Raw genomic sequence first — 15253 nt, 5'->3', positions numbered from 1 at the left:
TAAACGACGAAACATATTTCCCTCCGGGAATGTTGGTGAAATATTATTGTGCTTTAGTATTTTTATGATGTCAACTTTTCACAAAAGTAATATAGTTGTTTTTATGAAAGAAAACTTATATGCTTATGATTTATATTGGTAATTTAAATCATGAATCAGTATTTTTTTTAAAAATATTATTTAATTAACCATAATTAAATTTTATAAAGTGTTAAATTCTATTTAAAAAAATAATATTTTTATTCAAGATTTGAAGGTTATTGGGAATTTTACAAACTGTCGATATTTTATTAAATTGCAAATGCTACTTGCAGTTAATATGCATTTTTAAGATGTTTGCAGTGATCTACGCCGATATCACCGCCAGGTATTGATTATTCGCAGGCTACAGCGCAGGCCGCAATTTAGCCACGGCCTCAATCTCTATCAGCGTATCCACCGTCGCCAAAGATGCGACGCCGATGCCGGTTAATGCAGGGCGTGATGTGCCCAGGTATGCTAGCAGCACAGGTACCACCTTCTCCATGTGATCAGCGAGTTCACCCCTGACATAGACGCGTAGTTGCAGGATATTGGCGACCGAAGAATTTGATGCTTCCAGCACGTTCAGCAGGTTTTTGATTGCCCCTTCTGCCTGTGCTGCGATGTCTTTATTTTTAACCTGATAGTTGCTGTCCCAATCGACCTGGCCTGAGATAAAAACCAGGCCGCTGTCTGTGTCTATTGCTGCCTGCGACATGCCAAATGGCGCACCGTCATACAAGCTGGCAGGATTGATTTTCTTGATGGTCATATGAGCTCTCTGTTGAATAAACATGCAGAGAGTCTGAAGGAGTTGGCTGCGCTTGACCATCAAGGCAGGCTTGTAGGCGATACAAGCGATTTATGTAGCTGGCGGGAATTTTTGCTTTATCTTGTCCAGCAGCCATATCATGAATGCATCTTTCCTCGCGCTGGGATGGTAGGCGGCAACGACTTCGTACCCCGGTGGATATTTCTTGAGTGGTATTTCAAACAGACCAGCACATGGCATCAGGCGCGATGGTAAAAAACCGACCATGCCTGATTGCTTTAAATATTCCTGTGCCATGAAAAAAGAAGGTACGGATACCTGCACCTTGCGGCGCAGCTTCTGTTGTTCAAACCAGCTGTCTGCCGAACCTTGGAAGCTGGCGATGCCGGGTGATGTCACGACAAAGTCATATTCGACCAGGCGTTCCAGCGGTAAATAGTCATGAAAGACAATGTCTTTGTTGGCGGATACGCAGACATATCTTTCCGTGAAAATCGCATCTGACACCAGGCCCTCAGGCACATAGCCATTCGATGTCAGCGTCAGGTCTATCTCACCCTGATGCATTTTCTGGATCAGGTTCGCACTCTCGATATTGATGACGATGATTTTTACCCCGGGTGCAGAAGTCCTCAGTTCATTGATGAGCTCGCCAACGATGATTTTTTGCGTATAGTCAGTGGCAGAGATGACCAGGGTTCTTGCTGTATTTGCCGGAGTGACTGAGCCAGGTAAGGGGATGTCATTGAGATGCATCAATACCTGGCGGACATGCGGCTGTATCAGTTTTGCGTACGGCGTGGCGACAACACCGTGACCTGTCCTGACAAAGAGCTGGTCACTGAGGATATACCTCAACTTTTTAAGCTGCAGGCTGACGGCCTGTTGCGAGACGTTCAGATATTCTGCCGCTGCCGACAGGTTCTCAAACTTGTATAAGGCATCAAGGGTTCTGAGATGATTTATTTCCAGCTTTTCTATCATGCGGCCTCGTCTCGTGCTATGGTCGTTTTCCAGCCTAATTCCGGCGATTCATTTTAGCATTTTCAAGATGAATGCCGGACAGCGCATACAGTTGAAAGGAAAAAAATGAGTGTGCATTACAAGACGATAAACAAACTAAAAGAGACGCAAGAGCTGATAGACCTGTACCGCGACGATCTTGATAGCAATGCATTAACGGGCATCATTGCCGATTACTCGGACAAATTTGTACTGTTAAGCCTGTTTAGCGAAGAAGGTGTGGCGAATGGATTCAGCCTTGTCTATGGCGAGGATATTACCCGAATACGCTGGGGTGGCAATTTCCTTGAATCACTGGACGCATTAATCAAGCGCAACCAGGTCGTTCCATTCATGCCAGGGATTGCCATCAATTCGCTGCATGATGCACTGAGTTCAATCCAGGAGCAGTTTGGGCATGTGACCCTGCATACAGAGCGCGTGCGCAATGATGTCTGTTTTATTGGTGAAGTAGAAGAATTGGATCAGGATTTTCTGGTGTTGCACGAATATGGAACCAGAGAAAACCGCGACAGGAAGCATACTTTGCTTGCCCTGGATTTGATTACACGTATTGATGCAGAAGCAGTGTATGAGAAAAATTTGAAATATTTATATTCAAGATACTGATTGAGATCCTGACATGCATCACATTGATCGCAATGCCTGAACTGGTGCTGTGTCTGAACAGGCGCAGTGCCATGTACCGTGCAGACGCATTACCCCACTTGCGATGCATAAATTTTCCTATTGCCATGCACCAATTGAAAATTTTTGTGCCTGCACAACTTATGCCTTTGTTTTTTCGACAAGTCGCATTAGAATTAATAATTAGATAATTTTAATGCTAGCATAAACCGTCTTCTCCTTGCCGCAATCCCTCCGCGATGTTCTAGCCCTTACCGCAAAAAGGATGATCATGAGCACAGCAAGCCACAATGCCAGCAATGCCAGTAACTCCGGTAATTCCAATAGCAATGCCAGCAACAGCAGCGCGCCGGCAGCCAGACCGAATATCCTGTTCATCATGGTTGATCAGATGCGTTACCCACCACGTTATGCAGATGACCCGCTGGATCCGCTGTACCAGATTTTGCGATTTGAAGAGGGTAGCCTGGCGGACAATCCGTATGCAGAGCAGTTCCCCGGTTTCGTCAAGCTACGTCAGAATGGGGTGTCGCTGCAAAACCATACCTGCTCCAGCATTGCCTGTGTGCCAGGCCGCGCCACCATCATGACGGGGCAATACAGTGCGCATAGTGGCGTGACGCAGACCGAGGGCATGTTCAAGGTTGATACTGATCCAGCCTTTCCATGGTTGCCGCAAGATGGTGTGCCAACCATGGGTGACTGGTTCCGCGCAGCGGGTTATGAGACGCATTATTTTGGCCGCTGGGATTTATCAAACCCGCCGGATGGTAGCCTGGAGAACTGGGGCTTTGGCGACTGGGAATATTCAACCCCGTCTGATCAACGCTTCGGTACGCCCAATCTCGGCGTATATCGCGACAAGACTTATACTGACCTTGTCACCACCTTCCTGCGCCGCAAGGGCGTGGGTGTGGAGGCGAATATGATCAACAGTAATAATCCTACCAATGCCAGTTTCAAGCTGCGGCCCTGGCTGGCGGTGGCGTCTTTTGTCAATCCACATGACATCGGTGCTTATCCATTTCCATGGCAACCGGCGGTAGAGACACCAGCTACGCCGCCAACACTGGGCGACATCATTGCACCTTATGGTGCGCCAGTAAAAGGCACGCTGAGCCAGCCACCCACTTATGGCAAGGCACCGAATCAGTTTGTTGCCACCTACCGCGTGCCGCTGAATCCTGATGGCTTCAAACTCGGTGATGTCAGGCTGCCTGCCAATTGGCGCGGTGACCTGTCCAGCAAGCCGGATTGCCAGTACGATTATTCCTATAAATTCCAGCTTGCACTGACGACCTTGCGTGGTCAGCACGCGGTCATCCCTTCGCCTTATCCGTTCAAGATGCAAAGCAATGCCGAGGACTGGTACCGCAACTATCTGGCGTTTTACCTGTACCTGCAATACCTCGTCAATATCGAAGTCAGCGCCATACTTGAACGCCTGTATGAAAGTGGTCTCGACCAGAACACGATAGTCGTCTTTACCTCGGATCATGGTGAGCTTGCAGGTGCGCATGGCGGGCAGATAGAAAAATGGTGTGGTGCCTACCAGGAGGCCACGCATATACCCGCCATTATTTCTTCACCTCTGGTCAATGCTGACAAAACCATGCGCACCGTGCAATGCCACACCACGCATGTCGATTGGGTGCCAACCCTGCTGGGTCTGGCAGGCTATGACGCAAGCGACAGGCAGGCATTGGCCAGCTTCATGCAGGGCCATGATGTCAAACCCCTGGCGGGCGAAGACCTGTCACCCGTCATCCGCGGCACGGCAAATGAAACAGAGCGCCGTGGCGTGCTGTTTGTCTCTGACGACAATATCACTGCACCGCTGGATACCAACTATCTGCCTGACAGATATCAATGGTATGTCGATATCACAGAACGCATGACCAGTCCTACTGGCAAGCCTACCGAAAAGCAACCACTGACAGCATCCGGCCCGGTCGTACAACCCAACCACATACAATCGTATTTTGAGAAACCATGGAAACTCGTGCGTTACTGGGAACCGCAAAATCCCACGAATACCCAGTGGGAATTGTATAACCTCGATGCCGACCCGAATGAAAACCACAACCTGCTGCAATGGGACAAAAGCACAGGTGCGCCTATGCTACGCTCAGGCCAGATTGTTGAACTGGGGCTGAACCTGGCGCAGACAGAATTTGACCTCGCTTATTTACGCAAGGCGCTGAACTTGGCGCTGATCAAAGCTGGTTATACGCCGCAGAACATGCAGGACATGGGCACGGTGACAGATGGGCAGGCACCGAGCTGAAGCTTGAATTGGCAGGATGCGTGATGCGCACCGGATGTTGATTTGATGTTTTTGAAGTATTTGCGGAGTGGTGCGCACGGCGCACCCTACTGCTGGTGATCTTCTTGTGCAGTAAAAACTCGATTTGGGAGTGCGATGCTCCCATGCGGCGCATTATAATGCGCCCTACGTCACGGCTTTGATTCGGCATTGCCGGGCATTCCCTGTGGATTGGTTCTGGCAATTGCAGGTACTTTCTTGCTGGTGAACTGCCGTAAACTCCTCTCCCTTCAAGGGAGAGGCTGGGTTAGGGATGGGATTCGGATGATCAATTTGAACTGCCGTATGTAGTCCGTGCACGGCGCACCCTGGAAAATGATCACTTGTTTATGCGGTAGAATATGCCGACTTTCTGTTGAACCACTCTGAGTGAAAATTCCCCGGGCAACCTCTTTAGCATGACCCTCCCATTTAAATTTACTGTTACAAATAATGGACCAGATGATCTAGTTGTCTGCATAGAGCCGTGGGCCCACGATTTTACGCTGGAGCCGGGAGATGATATCCAGATCATTTGCGATAGCGCAGAAACTGAACTGGACATGTATAGAGAAGATGGTTATATGCAAATTTACCTGAACTCATCAAACGATTTTATCGTGCAGCAGCAAGGTGCAATCATCCATTGCGGGCATAAGCGCAAGCTCGAGCTGCCACACTAATTCCGGCACTATAGTAATTTGGGCAAAGCATGAAAACCATCCGCACTTACGGGAAGCTACTACTGCTGTCATGTATATGTGCAGCCATTGGCAATGCATTTTCTGAAGTTATCATCGCAATCCTGTTAAGAAAATTTTTTCCAGAAGAAGTGCGTTCAGTATTGTCGCCTTTGGATATTATTCAGCTGTTTGGGAAAGAAATAATCGGCACTCCTGTTTTCCTGATAGTTGTGACAGTGACGGGATTTACCCTGCTTGCCATTTCACTGAGTAAGCATTTGCAAGCAATGCCACTTGCAACCATAGTCTGGGGCAGTCTGATCGGCATTTATCTCTCGCTCGTGCGCTTTATGGCGATGACTGACATTATTGAGAAAATTTTTAGCTATGTCTTGCCAATAGATTGGGTTGCTGATTCATTGAATTTCATCTTTTTTATTTTTGTTATTCCGTTGCTTCTGTTAGCGATCATTGTCATGTTTTTTAAAGGCAGCGGGCACAAGATTCAATCTGAAGTAATCGTATGAATGAAAAAACGAATGCTTTCTCAGCGATATTCATCAACAAAGGCAGGAATAAAATATATGTCCTTGTATTGATGATCTCAATAAGTATTTTTGGCTTGATTGCCTGGCTGATGTCGCGCTCACTTGACGAAGATCTGGATGCTGTGAATCTTGCGCGGACTCAGGCAATGCTGAAACTTTGCGATAATGCCTTGAAAACATGGATTGATGAAAATGGCAGGATGCCTGAAGAAAGCGAAGGGATCAGTGTCTTAGAACTCAGGAAATTTCCGCCACGTGATGCATGGGGAAATACGCTTGTGTACAAACGCAATAACAATAGCTTGCTGCTGTATAGCTTGTATTCTATTGGCCCCAATGCCATTGATGAAAACGGGGATGGCGATGATGTTCATGCACATTGAATCAATTTTTCCATACACATCTCTTTAGATAAAATCAATTCTAATCCCAGAACAGGCATGCTAGCATGCGGGTCGAATTCACATCTGGAGTCATTGTCATGCAACTGGTCGCTTCACGTAAACTTAAAATTGCCTATGCAATTGCGCTGCTCGCAGCGGTGCTTCCTATGGGGCTGGCGAGTTCTGGCTGGGTTGCTCTTGCTATGGGCGGTGGTGTGGGAATCCCTTATCTCGGGCCAATTGTCATGCTGTTGCTTGGTGCTTACCGCGTGATTACTGTCATTGCTAATCCACAGGCCTTGATCTCATTTCCTGTCAAAGGAGTTGCGCGCGTATTGCGCATGACAGGTGTGTTTGCCTTGTATATTGGTGCTGCGGTAGGTATGCTGAATTTGCTGTCGAGACCGCTGATGGCCTTGTTCTTGACACAAAAAACTGAATCTGGCGTTGAGTTTTTTGTGGCAGGAATGATCCTGGTCGCATTGGGAGGCATCGGCGTGCTGGGCTTGCTATGCTTTGAATTGAGCCGTCTTCTCGGTTTTGAAGAGCATGCGAGGTCACAGATGCCCAGGCAGATATAGCATTTAAGTAAAATTATCTAAGCGGTGGGCAGTTAATTTTCAAGGCGCAAATGATTAAACCGATCAGCTTGTTCTCCTGGCTCTACGATGTGGAGCCCGATCAAAGCGGCATACGTTTTTTTCTCTTCAGAATATGGAAGGTTCATCACCTTGATGTTGATAACATCAAGGCGGTGGTAGAAACACATCCATTATTGCCTGGTGCATGGAATGCCTATAATTTCAAAAATCGCTTTCTTGGCCGTAGCTTCATGCTTGAGAAAAAGCATGGATGGTTTACGCGGCGAGTATTGATTACACCCAAAGATCCCGAGGCATTTTGTGCCTGGGTAAAACTGAAGAATATCGATATTCGCCTTCCTAAGTGAAACAGTGTGGCAATGAATTGGCAGGTTCAGGGCTTTTCAAACACGCCCGCCAAAAACACTGCCATCGCCTCCACCGTTGTCCCCAGCCATGGATCAAACAACCAAAAGCTATGCGGTGTATCCGGTAGCAGCACGGTCTGATTGGCGATGCCAAGAGCATTTAATTTCTCCATCATCTCATCCCGCCCCAGGCTGTAGCGTCTTTGTGCACTGCCTATGAACAGGATGGGTGGGGTATTTTTGCTGACATGCGTCAGTGGTGATGCTGCTTTCCATACTTCGGTTTTTTCAGCATAGGTACCGCCAAACCAGGCACCCGCCGCAGATGGTTGCTTGCGCGGGTCGTCTTCATACTTGCGCGCTTCTTCTGAGGTAAAGTCAGACAGGCCATCGATATTGATGATGGCTTGCACTGCACTGGAAACAGCACTGGAAGCCGCGCTGTGCTGTGCCTGTGGATCAAACTCTGGCCTGTCATTGGTGACACCCACCAGTGCGGCGATCTGGCCGCCTGCCGAGCCACCGGCCACGGCTATGTGCGTGGGGTCTAGCTGGTATTCAACCGCATGCGTGCGCAGCCAGCGTATCGCTGCCTTCACGTCATGGATGGCGGCGGGGTAACGCGCTTCATCTGACAAGCGGTAGCTGATGGTGGCAGCAACATAGCCGCATTCTGCCAGGCGTATCGCCATGGGGGCGAGGTTGTCGCGCGTGCCTGAGCGCCAGCCGCCACCGTGCACGAGGACTATGCCTGGCAAGGGTGGGCTGCTACTGCTGCTGTGAGCTGGCATGAACACATCCAGTTGCAGGGCTTGGCCCTGATTGCTGACATAGCTGATATTGCGCAAGACCCTGACAGTCGCAGGTAGCTGTTTGCTGGCGATGTGGATGTATGGGTAAGTACTCGCCAGCTTTTTATAGGTGCTCTCGGCTGTATAGGCATTGTCAGCCGGCTGGGGTTGAGCTGGCTTTGCGCATGCCGTGAGCAGGCTTGCTGCCATGCATACAGAAGAAAACAGGGTGATCGTGGCTGGCTTCAAGCGCTGCTCCTTCATGTATTTATATCAATATTACTGCTTGCTTGTAGCAGGCAGGCGCAAGAATTATCGCATAATCACAGAATAAGCGGCTAGTCCACATTGCATTATTGGACAGACCAATTTAGAATGGTCTGACCAATTAAGAGCAATAATATCGCTTCAGGTAATGAATTCAATAAAAACGCAAACGAGACAAACCAACAAATCTTCCAGGCGGGCGCACATGAAACCAAGTTCTACCCTTCTTAAAAACTTATTGACCAGAAACCTACTGACCACGGTCATCGCATCCTTGTTTTTGTGCGGTACGGCCTATGCTGATGGCGGTTACCGTAACAGGGACAATAAAGACCTCAAGGATGCAGGCGAGGGTACTTATCCTGTGCCTTACCAAAAGCCGGAAGTGGCAGAAATCACCGAAGCCCTGCACCGCATACGTGCCTATATGGAATCAGTCACGCCTACCCGCGTGATCCAGAAGAATACGGGTGCCGAGATCACAGACTTTAGCAAGCCACCGGTTGCCGATGCGATTTTTGAGCCAAGCAAGGGTGACTTTGGCATCCTGGTCTATGAAATGGGGGTCGTGCATGCAGGTTTGATGAAGGCGGCAGAAGTCACGGGCGACAAAAAATTCACCGCCATGACTGAGCGCCATTTCCAGTTCTTTGCCAAGACCATGCCTTATTTTGATGCGCAGGAAAAGCAGTTCCACCTTGAGCGCGCCAACAGCTTTGCCCGCTTCCTGGACCCGCGCTCGCTTGATGATGCCGGTTCCATGTGTGCGGCATTGATCAGGGCCAGGTTTGCCAATATCGGCCCAGACCTCAGTAACATGATCAAGGTGTGCAGCAATTTCGTCGCCAAACAACAGTACAGGCTGGCCGACGGCACGCTCGCCAGAAAGCGCCCGCAGGCATCTTCCCTTTGGGCTGACGATATGTATATGGGTGTCATGCCGCTTGGTGAAATAGGGCATTACACCAAAGACCGCAGCCACTTTGATGATGCTGTCAACAATGTGCTGCAAATGTCTGCCTATATGTTCAACAAGCAGGCGAATATCTACACCCACGGCTGGAATGCGAATAACCCTGACGCGCCGCGTTTTTACTGGGCGCGCGCGAATGGCTGGGCAGTGCTGACCATGTCTGACTTGCTCGATGTGCTGCCCAAGGATCATCCGGGTTATCCCAAAGTACTGGCGCAACTGCGTGCCACCCTGAATGGCGTAGCCGAGTTGCAGTCTGGCCAGGGCCTGTGGCACCAGATGCTGGACCGCAACGACTCTTACCTTGAGACCTCGGCCAGCGCCATGTATGTGTATGTATTTGCCCATGCAATCAACCAGGGCTGGATCAGTCCCACGACTTATGGCTCCATTGCCCAGGCTGGCTGGAATGCCCTGTACCCGCGCATCAATGCCAAAGGCCAGGTCGAAGGCACTTGCGTAGGCACCACCTTTGCGAGTGATCAGGTGTATTACTACAACCGCCCGACCAGTGTTGATGCCCTGCATGGCTACGGCCCCATGCTGCTCGCTGGTGCTGAAATGATCAAATTGTTGAAAAATCCGGCAATTGAAATCCAGCACAAGGTGCGCACTTACCACTATCTGCCTGCTGGCAACAGCAAGACAGATTATCGCGAACACCATTGATGCATTACATCTTACGGACACCAACAGGACACCAACAATGAAATCCATCGCCATGAAACAGACTCTGCATCTCTCGCTGCGCTATCAGATACTTCCCCTCGTTTTGTTCAGCCTGTTTGGTGTGGGAACGGCGCACGCTGCCGACAAGCTCACTATCCAGGTCAGCCATGATCTTGAGGCCGCGCGCCCGTCTGAAACCATTACGCTGCCCTGGGCAGAAGTCAACAAGGCCTTGCCCGGTGCACTGATACAGCGCATCGCCGTCAAGGATGCCAAGGGCAAAGTGCTGGCGCACCAGGTCACCAATGTTGCTCCCCTGTCGAAAGACCCCAAGGGTGAAGGCGTCGCTTATGGAGAACTGATTTTCCAATATGACTTTGCGCCAGGTGAAAAACAGGCCATCTTCAGCGTAGAAAAAATCGATACCCTGATACCAGTATTCGAAACCAAGGCCTTTGCCCGCTACATACCAGAACGTCTGGACGACTTCGCCTGGGAGAATGACAAGATAGGCCACCGCACCTATGGCCCGGCACTGGAAGCGCCCGCACCGGCAGGCAGCAATAAAGAAGTCTTGCGCAGCAGTGGTCTCGACATCTGGTTCAAACGTGTGACCTACCCCATCGTCGATCGCTGGTACAACAAGGGCCATGACCATTACCACAAGGATGAAGGTGAGGGCATGGACATGTACAATGTCGGCCGTTCACGCGGCTGCGGCGGTACCGGTATCTGGGATGGCCAGACCCTGTATACCAGCGCCAACTACGCTACCTGGAAAATCATCGCCAACGGCCCCATACGCACCGTGTTTGAACTCAATTACGATAACTGGGATGCGGCTGGCGTCAAGGTCTCTGAAGTCAAACGCTTCACCGTCGATGCAGGACATTTGTTTGACCAGATGGAAAGCACCTTCACCTTCAGCGGCCCGGCACAACTGAAGGTTGCTCTTGGCCTGAACAAGACGCCGACAGACAAAGGTCAGAACCCCGTCATCAAGCTCAGCAAAAACCAGGCTACGCCATCCATCACCCAATGGGTAGATCAGGCCAGCAATGGTTCAATAGGCACGGCCATTATTTTGCCAGGTGCTGAGGGCTATGCTGAAGACAAGCTCAATGACATGATCTTGGCTACCGTTTCATCCGGCAAGCCCCTGCGCTATTACATAGGGGCAGCCTGGGACAGGGCCAGCCCTTATAACAGCAATGAAAAATGGCAGGCCTATGTGAAGGCCCATGCCGAGAGAATGCAGCATCCCGTCAAGATTGTGGCGGTACGCACGCCTTGATATTGAGGTCTATGTCATTCAAAAAGAACCAGATATGCCACCATGCATTTCTGGTTTTTTTTCACGTTGCATCTCCCCGGTTGAGCAGCTACCATTGCGGTTTTAAGGCAATGCGTCTTTGCACCGTATGGTGCGCTAACAGGAGAAAGTAATGGGACTGGGTATCAGCATAGGCACTCTGGCAGATTGCGATGATGAAGAGCTTGAATGGTCACAGGAGGATTTTGCGGCAATTAACACCGTGCTGGCACAAGCCGGTTTGCCTGCGCACGTAGAGCCCAGGTCTTTGCCTGCACTGCAATCCCGTGCGCAGCTCGATGGTTTTCCCTATTCCTTCCTGCATTATTTGCGCCGTGCTTATGCACACCGCAAGGCAAACCCTGCATGGCTGGCAACGCCGCTGGCAGACAATGAAGACCCGGGCCAGGACGAGGCATTGCAGGCAGAATATGACAATCTTGATAGCCATCTCGTCTGCCATTCAGATGCAGAAGGCTATTATGTGCCAGTCGATTTTGATGAAGTCCTGTTCGACAGTGAAGAAGCCGGTTTGCCAGGCGGCATGCTCGGCTCCTCTTACCGCCTGATGGACGAGCTGATATTGGTTGCACCGGCGCTGGGCATACAGCTCGACAACGGGCAATTGTCAGATGCCGAAGTGGCACGCATACAAGAGCAAACCGAAAAAGAAGCTGCCTGCTACCGCGAGCTGGAAACATGGATCACGCTGTTTGAAGCAGCTCGCCTCAGCGTGGAACACAAGACGGCAATTGTGTTCTGCTGAAGAATTCATGGCATTTGCCTGATGATTTGCCGCTTACAATATATGTTGACAATAACCGCTGACAATAACCGCTTCTGACAAAGTTTCTAATAAAGGCCTGCCATGAAACCGCAAATCACCGTCATCACCTTGGGCGTCGATGACCTGGAAGCATCCTTGCATTTTTATCGCGATGGTTTGGGCTTTGCCACTGAAGGTATCATCGGTAAAGAGTTTGAATACGGCGCTGTTGTTTTCATTCAGCTGCAAGCGGGTTTGCGCCTGGCCCTGTGGCCGCGCAAGAGTATTGAGCATGACACTGGCATTGCAGTGCAACCCGCAAGCGCAACAGAAATGACGCTGGGTCACAATGTGACATCCAAAGCAGAAGTGGATGCCGTCATGGCAAAAGCGGACTCAGCCGGGGCCAGGATCGTCAAGCCTGCGCACGATACTTTCTGGGGTGGCTACTCGGGCTACTTCCAGGACCCGGACGGGCATCTGTGGGAAGTCGTGTGGAATCCGGCCTGGGAGCAAGATGGTGAGAAATAGCAAGGAAATTAAGGTTTATCTTGCTCTTGACGGGTGGCATTGATCAGCAAGCGCCGTCAGGCTCGCAGCCTGCGATCACTGCTGTCCGGAATAATGTCCTTGACAAACAATAACGAGTAAATTCCCTCCCTTTCAAGGAGAGGGTAGGTGGGGATGGGTTTCGGTCGATTGGCAGCAAATGATTTTGCTACAGAAACCCATCCCCATCCCAACCATTTCACCGCGCAGCTTGCAAGCTGCTTAGAAATTTGTGGCACAAAGCTGTGCTTTGCGAATTCCCACAAATCTCCCCTTGAAGGGGAAGGAGCTTCAAGCATGATGGCTGGCAAAAATTATTCAATTGCAGAATTAAGTCGCCGACGTAGAAGAATCGCCGGGACGTTGTTCGTACTTGACGCTCCGAATGAGTCAAGATAATTATTCCGGGCAGCAGTGAGCCTGCGCTGCAGCGACGTTGCGACCACTATTAGTAATTAATATGATCAACATTATTTGCGCGATCAGTTCTTTTATGGATGTCTCAAAAAGTAATACCTTATAAGGCACCCACTATCGCAGTCGGTAAAAATCTTCCAATGAATCCCCATGATCATGATAATTACGACTATCACGAAAAACTAAACGGCCCTGGCAAGTTCAGATAAGGGCGCCATTGTGCGGCAGGTTCTGGCGGGCGGTATCCCGAGACGGGGGCAACGCTTAACTTCCAGCCGTTTGCGCCACTGAAAAAATCGAGTGGGGTGGTTTCCAGGGCGAAGATGGCCTCCAGCAGTTTTTGGTCGGGCACCGGGCCTTCGCTCTGCATCTTGACGGGCGCGCCCACTTCCACGCAGGCATACCACCAGTAGATGCTGTTACCCTCGCCCGCCAGCACTTTGCACATCAAGGCATAGCGTGGGATGTGATGCATGAAGGGATCGCCTGGCATGATGATGGACTGTATACCCTGGCAGACAAGGATTTTCCATTTGACCGGCATCAGCGTCTGATAAAAATTGAGGCGTATGGCGTCGCCCGCGCCTTTGACTTTTTCATAGGTGGTGCCAGGTGTCCAGAACCAGACACCGCTGCGTATCGCCTCACCGCAACCGCTGAGGCGGCCCCAGTCTTGCAGGATGGCGGTCTGGTATTCGCCCCGGGCTTTTTCGCTTTGTACGACCAACTCAGTCAGCGTACCTGCCAGTTCTGAACAGGCGATAATCAAAGGGGTATTACCATCAGGCAGCTTGTGCTGTTTGTTCAGTTCATTGATCGCATATTTGAAGCAGGCAACCGAGATATCCACGGCTTCTGAAGTGATGACGGACTTGGCTTTGCTGATCAGTGCACCTTCAAGTTTATCAACCAGGGTATTGAGCAATAGCTCAACCAGGGTTTTGGGTTGTTTTTCGCTATGTTCTGGCAAGCCCAGCATCTGTACCACCTGGTTATAGGTGTTGGTATAGATTTGCCCCATGATGCCGTTGAGCAGGGCCACATTGGTCGATAGCGTCGTGACACTTTGTACGTATTCCAGCTCATCGAGTAACTGGTCTTTGATAATTTTCCAGTCTTCTGCGCTGAACTTGACGGGGCGTTCGAGTTTATCCAGCTTGCTGGACCAGATAGAAAACGCGGCATTGATATTCGTGTATTGTGAACGCAGCCCATTGACATCGGTAATGCCCAGGCTGGCCGAGATGCTGTTATAGATTTCTTTCTGCGCAGTCGTCATCACTGGCCATGTTTGTGCAGGCTGGCCAATCACGCCGAAGGCTGCGCGCTGGAAACTCATCTTGTCGAGGGAAAAGAAATAGCAGGAGCGCGAACTGGCAGCCGTCAGGCCGACTGCACCCTTGTTCAGCTTAAAGCTTTGCACACTAACACCATCGCGTATCAGAAACAGATTGCCATCTGTTTGCATGTCGGCAGTGCTATACCAATATTCTTTGTCTTCACATGCACCTACCCAGCGTATGCCCTGATGCGGTAATGCATTATGTTTGACCCATGCGCCATTTTCAAGGCGCAGCAACACATCCTGCCCCTGCTGTTTTGCCAACGCCAATAAAAAATTGGCCGCGCCCGCACTAATCTGCCGGATGCTGGTGCCCGCAGGAGTAGTGATCTTGCTCCAGGCATTGTTCAGGTATTGCCAGGCATTGCCACTACGTGCCATCACCCACATATTGCCATCAGATGTTGCTGTAATGAGATACGGAGAATCACCTTCGGGCAAGGCTGCCAGCATCTTGACTGAACCGGGCTCCGTGATGACATCTTTGTGATATTCCATGACGACAGGGCGATTGTCTTTGCTGCGTATAAAAAACGCCCGCTGAAAATTTACCGGTGCCAGATGTTGTGGAAAGCCAAATGTGCTTTGATTATAAAGGGCGTAATCAGCAATTTTTACCAACTCACCAGTACTGTGACTGAATTGAGAAACGCTGTCACGGGTCAGTGTCCAGATACTGCCGTCTGCAGCCACTGCCAGGCCCTGGTTTTCTGTTGCTTGTGGATAAGACAATGCCGGGCTGACACCTGTCTTGAACCCCAGCGCAGGCCGCGGCGCATGCGAGCGCAGGGCGTTGGCGCGAAACAAACCAGGTGGCAAGGCAACAAGGGCATTAGTCATGAAACATCCTTCAGGT

At 50.2% G+C, this 15253-nt stretch carries 15 protein-coding genes; 11 read left to right on the top strand and 4 right to left on the bottom strand.

Annotation, left to right across the window (positions count from 1 at the left end):
* Positions 1-385: 385 nt before the first annotated feature.
* Positions 386-793: a RidA family protein gene (locus tag ACO0LI_RS15750; protein ID WP_423033550.1), complete on the bottom strand. Its 408-nt coding sequence runs from the start codon at positions 791-793 to the stop codon at positions 386-388.
* A 90-nt stretch (positions 794-883) separates the two neighbouring features.
* A complete protein-coding gene (locus ACO0LI_RS15745) occupies positions 884-1777 on the bottom strand; it encodes a LysR family transcriptional regulator (RefSeq protein WP_423033548.1) in 894 nt (297 codons plus the stop codon).
* Positions 1778-1882: 105 nt separating this feature from the next.
* Here ACO0LI_RS15745 and ACO0LI_RS15740 point away from each other — a divergent pair, with 105 nt between their 5' ends.
* From ACO0LI_RS15740 to ACO0LI_RS15710, 7 genes are all read left to right on the top strand, one after another.
* Complete coding sequence (locus tag ACO0LI_RS15740; RefSeq protein ID WP_423033546.1) at positions 1883-2425, top strand: hypothetical protein; 543 nt, start codon at positions 1883-1885, stop codon at positions 2423-2425.
* Between the two features lie 289 nt (positions 2426-2714).
* Positions 2715-4730 (top strand): sulfatase-like hydrolase/transferase, encoded by a 2016-nt coding sequence (locus ACO0LI_RS15735; protein WP_423033544.1) that lies wholly within the window; start codon positions 2715-2717, stop codon positions 4728-4730.
* A 437-nt stretch (positions 4731-5167) separates the two neighbouring features.
* Positions 5168-5431 carry a hypothetical protein gene (locus tag ACO0LI_RS15730; protein WP_422953418.1) on the top strand — a complete coding sequence of 88 codons (264 nt, stop codon included), beginning with the start codon at positions 5168-5170 and terminating at the stop codon, positions 5429-5431.
* A 29-nt stretch (positions 5432-5460) separates the two neighbouring features.
* Positions 5461-5958, top strand: a complete 498-nt coding sequence (locus ACO0LI_RS15725; RefSeq protein ID WP_423033542.1) for a hypothetical protein — start codon at positions 5461-5463, stop codon at positions 5956-5958.
* Positions 5955-6362 carry a hypothetical protein gene (locus tag ACO0LI_RS15720; protein WP_423033540.1) on the top strand — a complete coding sequence of 136 codons (408 nt, stop codon included), beginning with the start codon at positions 5955-5957 and terminating at the stop codon, positions 6360-6362. The genes ACO0LI_RS15725 and ACO0LI_RS15720 overlap by 4 nt, the downstream gene beginning before the upstream one ends.
* A 65-nt stretch (positions 6363-6427) precedes the next feature.
* Positions 6428-6943, top strand: a complete 516-nt coding sequence (locus ACO0LI_RS15715; protein ID WP_423033538.1) for a hypothetical protein — start codon at positions 6428-6430, stop codon at positions 6941-6943.
* A gap of 50 nt (positions 6944-6993) precedes the next feature.
* A complete protein-coding gene (locus tag ACO0LI_RS15710; RefSeq protein WP_423033536.1) occupies positions 6994-7311 on the top strand; it encodes a hypothetical protein in 318 nt (105 codons plus the stop codon).
* Between the two features lie 26 nt (positions 7312-7337).
* On the opposite strand, the gene ACO0LI_RS15705 is transcribed toward ACO0LI_RS15710, so the two are convergent.
* Positions 7338-8351 carry an alpha/beta hydrolase fold domain-containing protein gene (locus tag ACO0LI_RS15705; protein ID WP_423033534.1) on the bottom strand — a complete coding sequence of 338 codons (1014 nt, stop codon included), beginning with the start codon at positions 8349-8351 and terminating at the stop codon, positions 7338-7340.
* Positions 8352-8574: 223 nt separating this feature from the next.
* Here ACO0LI_RS15705 and ACO0LI_RS15700 point away from each other — a divergent pair, with 223 nt between their 5' ends.
* The 4 genes from ACO0LI_RS15700 to ACO0LI_RS15685 all read left to right on the top strand — a co-directional run bounded on the left by ACO0LI_RS15700 (position 8575) and on the right by ACO0LI_RS15685 (position 12620).
* Complete coding sequence (locus ACO0LI_RS15700) at positions 8575-10011, top strand: glycoside hydrolase family 88/105 protein (RefSeq protein WP_423033532.1); 1437 nt, start codon at positions 8575-8577, stop codon at positions 10009-10011.
* 37 nt (positions 10012-10048) lie between these two features.
* Entirely contained in the window at positions 10049-11305 is a 1257-nt protein-coding gene (locus tag ACO0LI_RS15695) for a DUF4861 family protein (protein WP_423033530.1), read from the top strand.
* Between the two features lie 151 nt (positions 11306-11456).
* Entirely contained in the window at positions 11457-12089 is a 633-nt protein-coding gene (locus ACO0LI_RS15690; protein WP_423033528.1) for a hypothetical protein, read from the top strand.
* Positions 12090-12191: 102 nt separating this feature from the next.
* Positions 12192-12620, top strand: coding sequence for a VOC family protein (locus ACO0LI_RS15685; protein WP_423033526.1), 429 nt, complete (start codon positions 12192-12194; stop codon positions 12618-12620).
* Positions 12621-13227: 607 nt separating this feature from the next.
* Here the strand turns inward: ACO0LI_RS15685 and ACO0LI_RS15680 are convergent.
* Positions 13228-15237, bottom strand: a complete 2010-nt coding sequence (locus ACO0LI_RS15680; RefSeq protein ID WP_423033524.1) for a hypothetical protein — start codon at positions 15235-15237, stop codon at positions 13228-13230.
* Positions 15238-15253 lie beyond the last annotated feature (16 nt).

Source organism: Undibacterium sp. Tian12W (assembly GCF_049339405.1).
GTDB lineage: Bacteria > Pseudomonadota > Gammaproteobacteria > Burkholderiales > Burkholderiaceae_D > Undibacterium.
The sequence above is the reverse complement of the archived record's forward strand: the minus strand, read 5'-3'. Positions and strand labels throughout refer to the sequence as shown.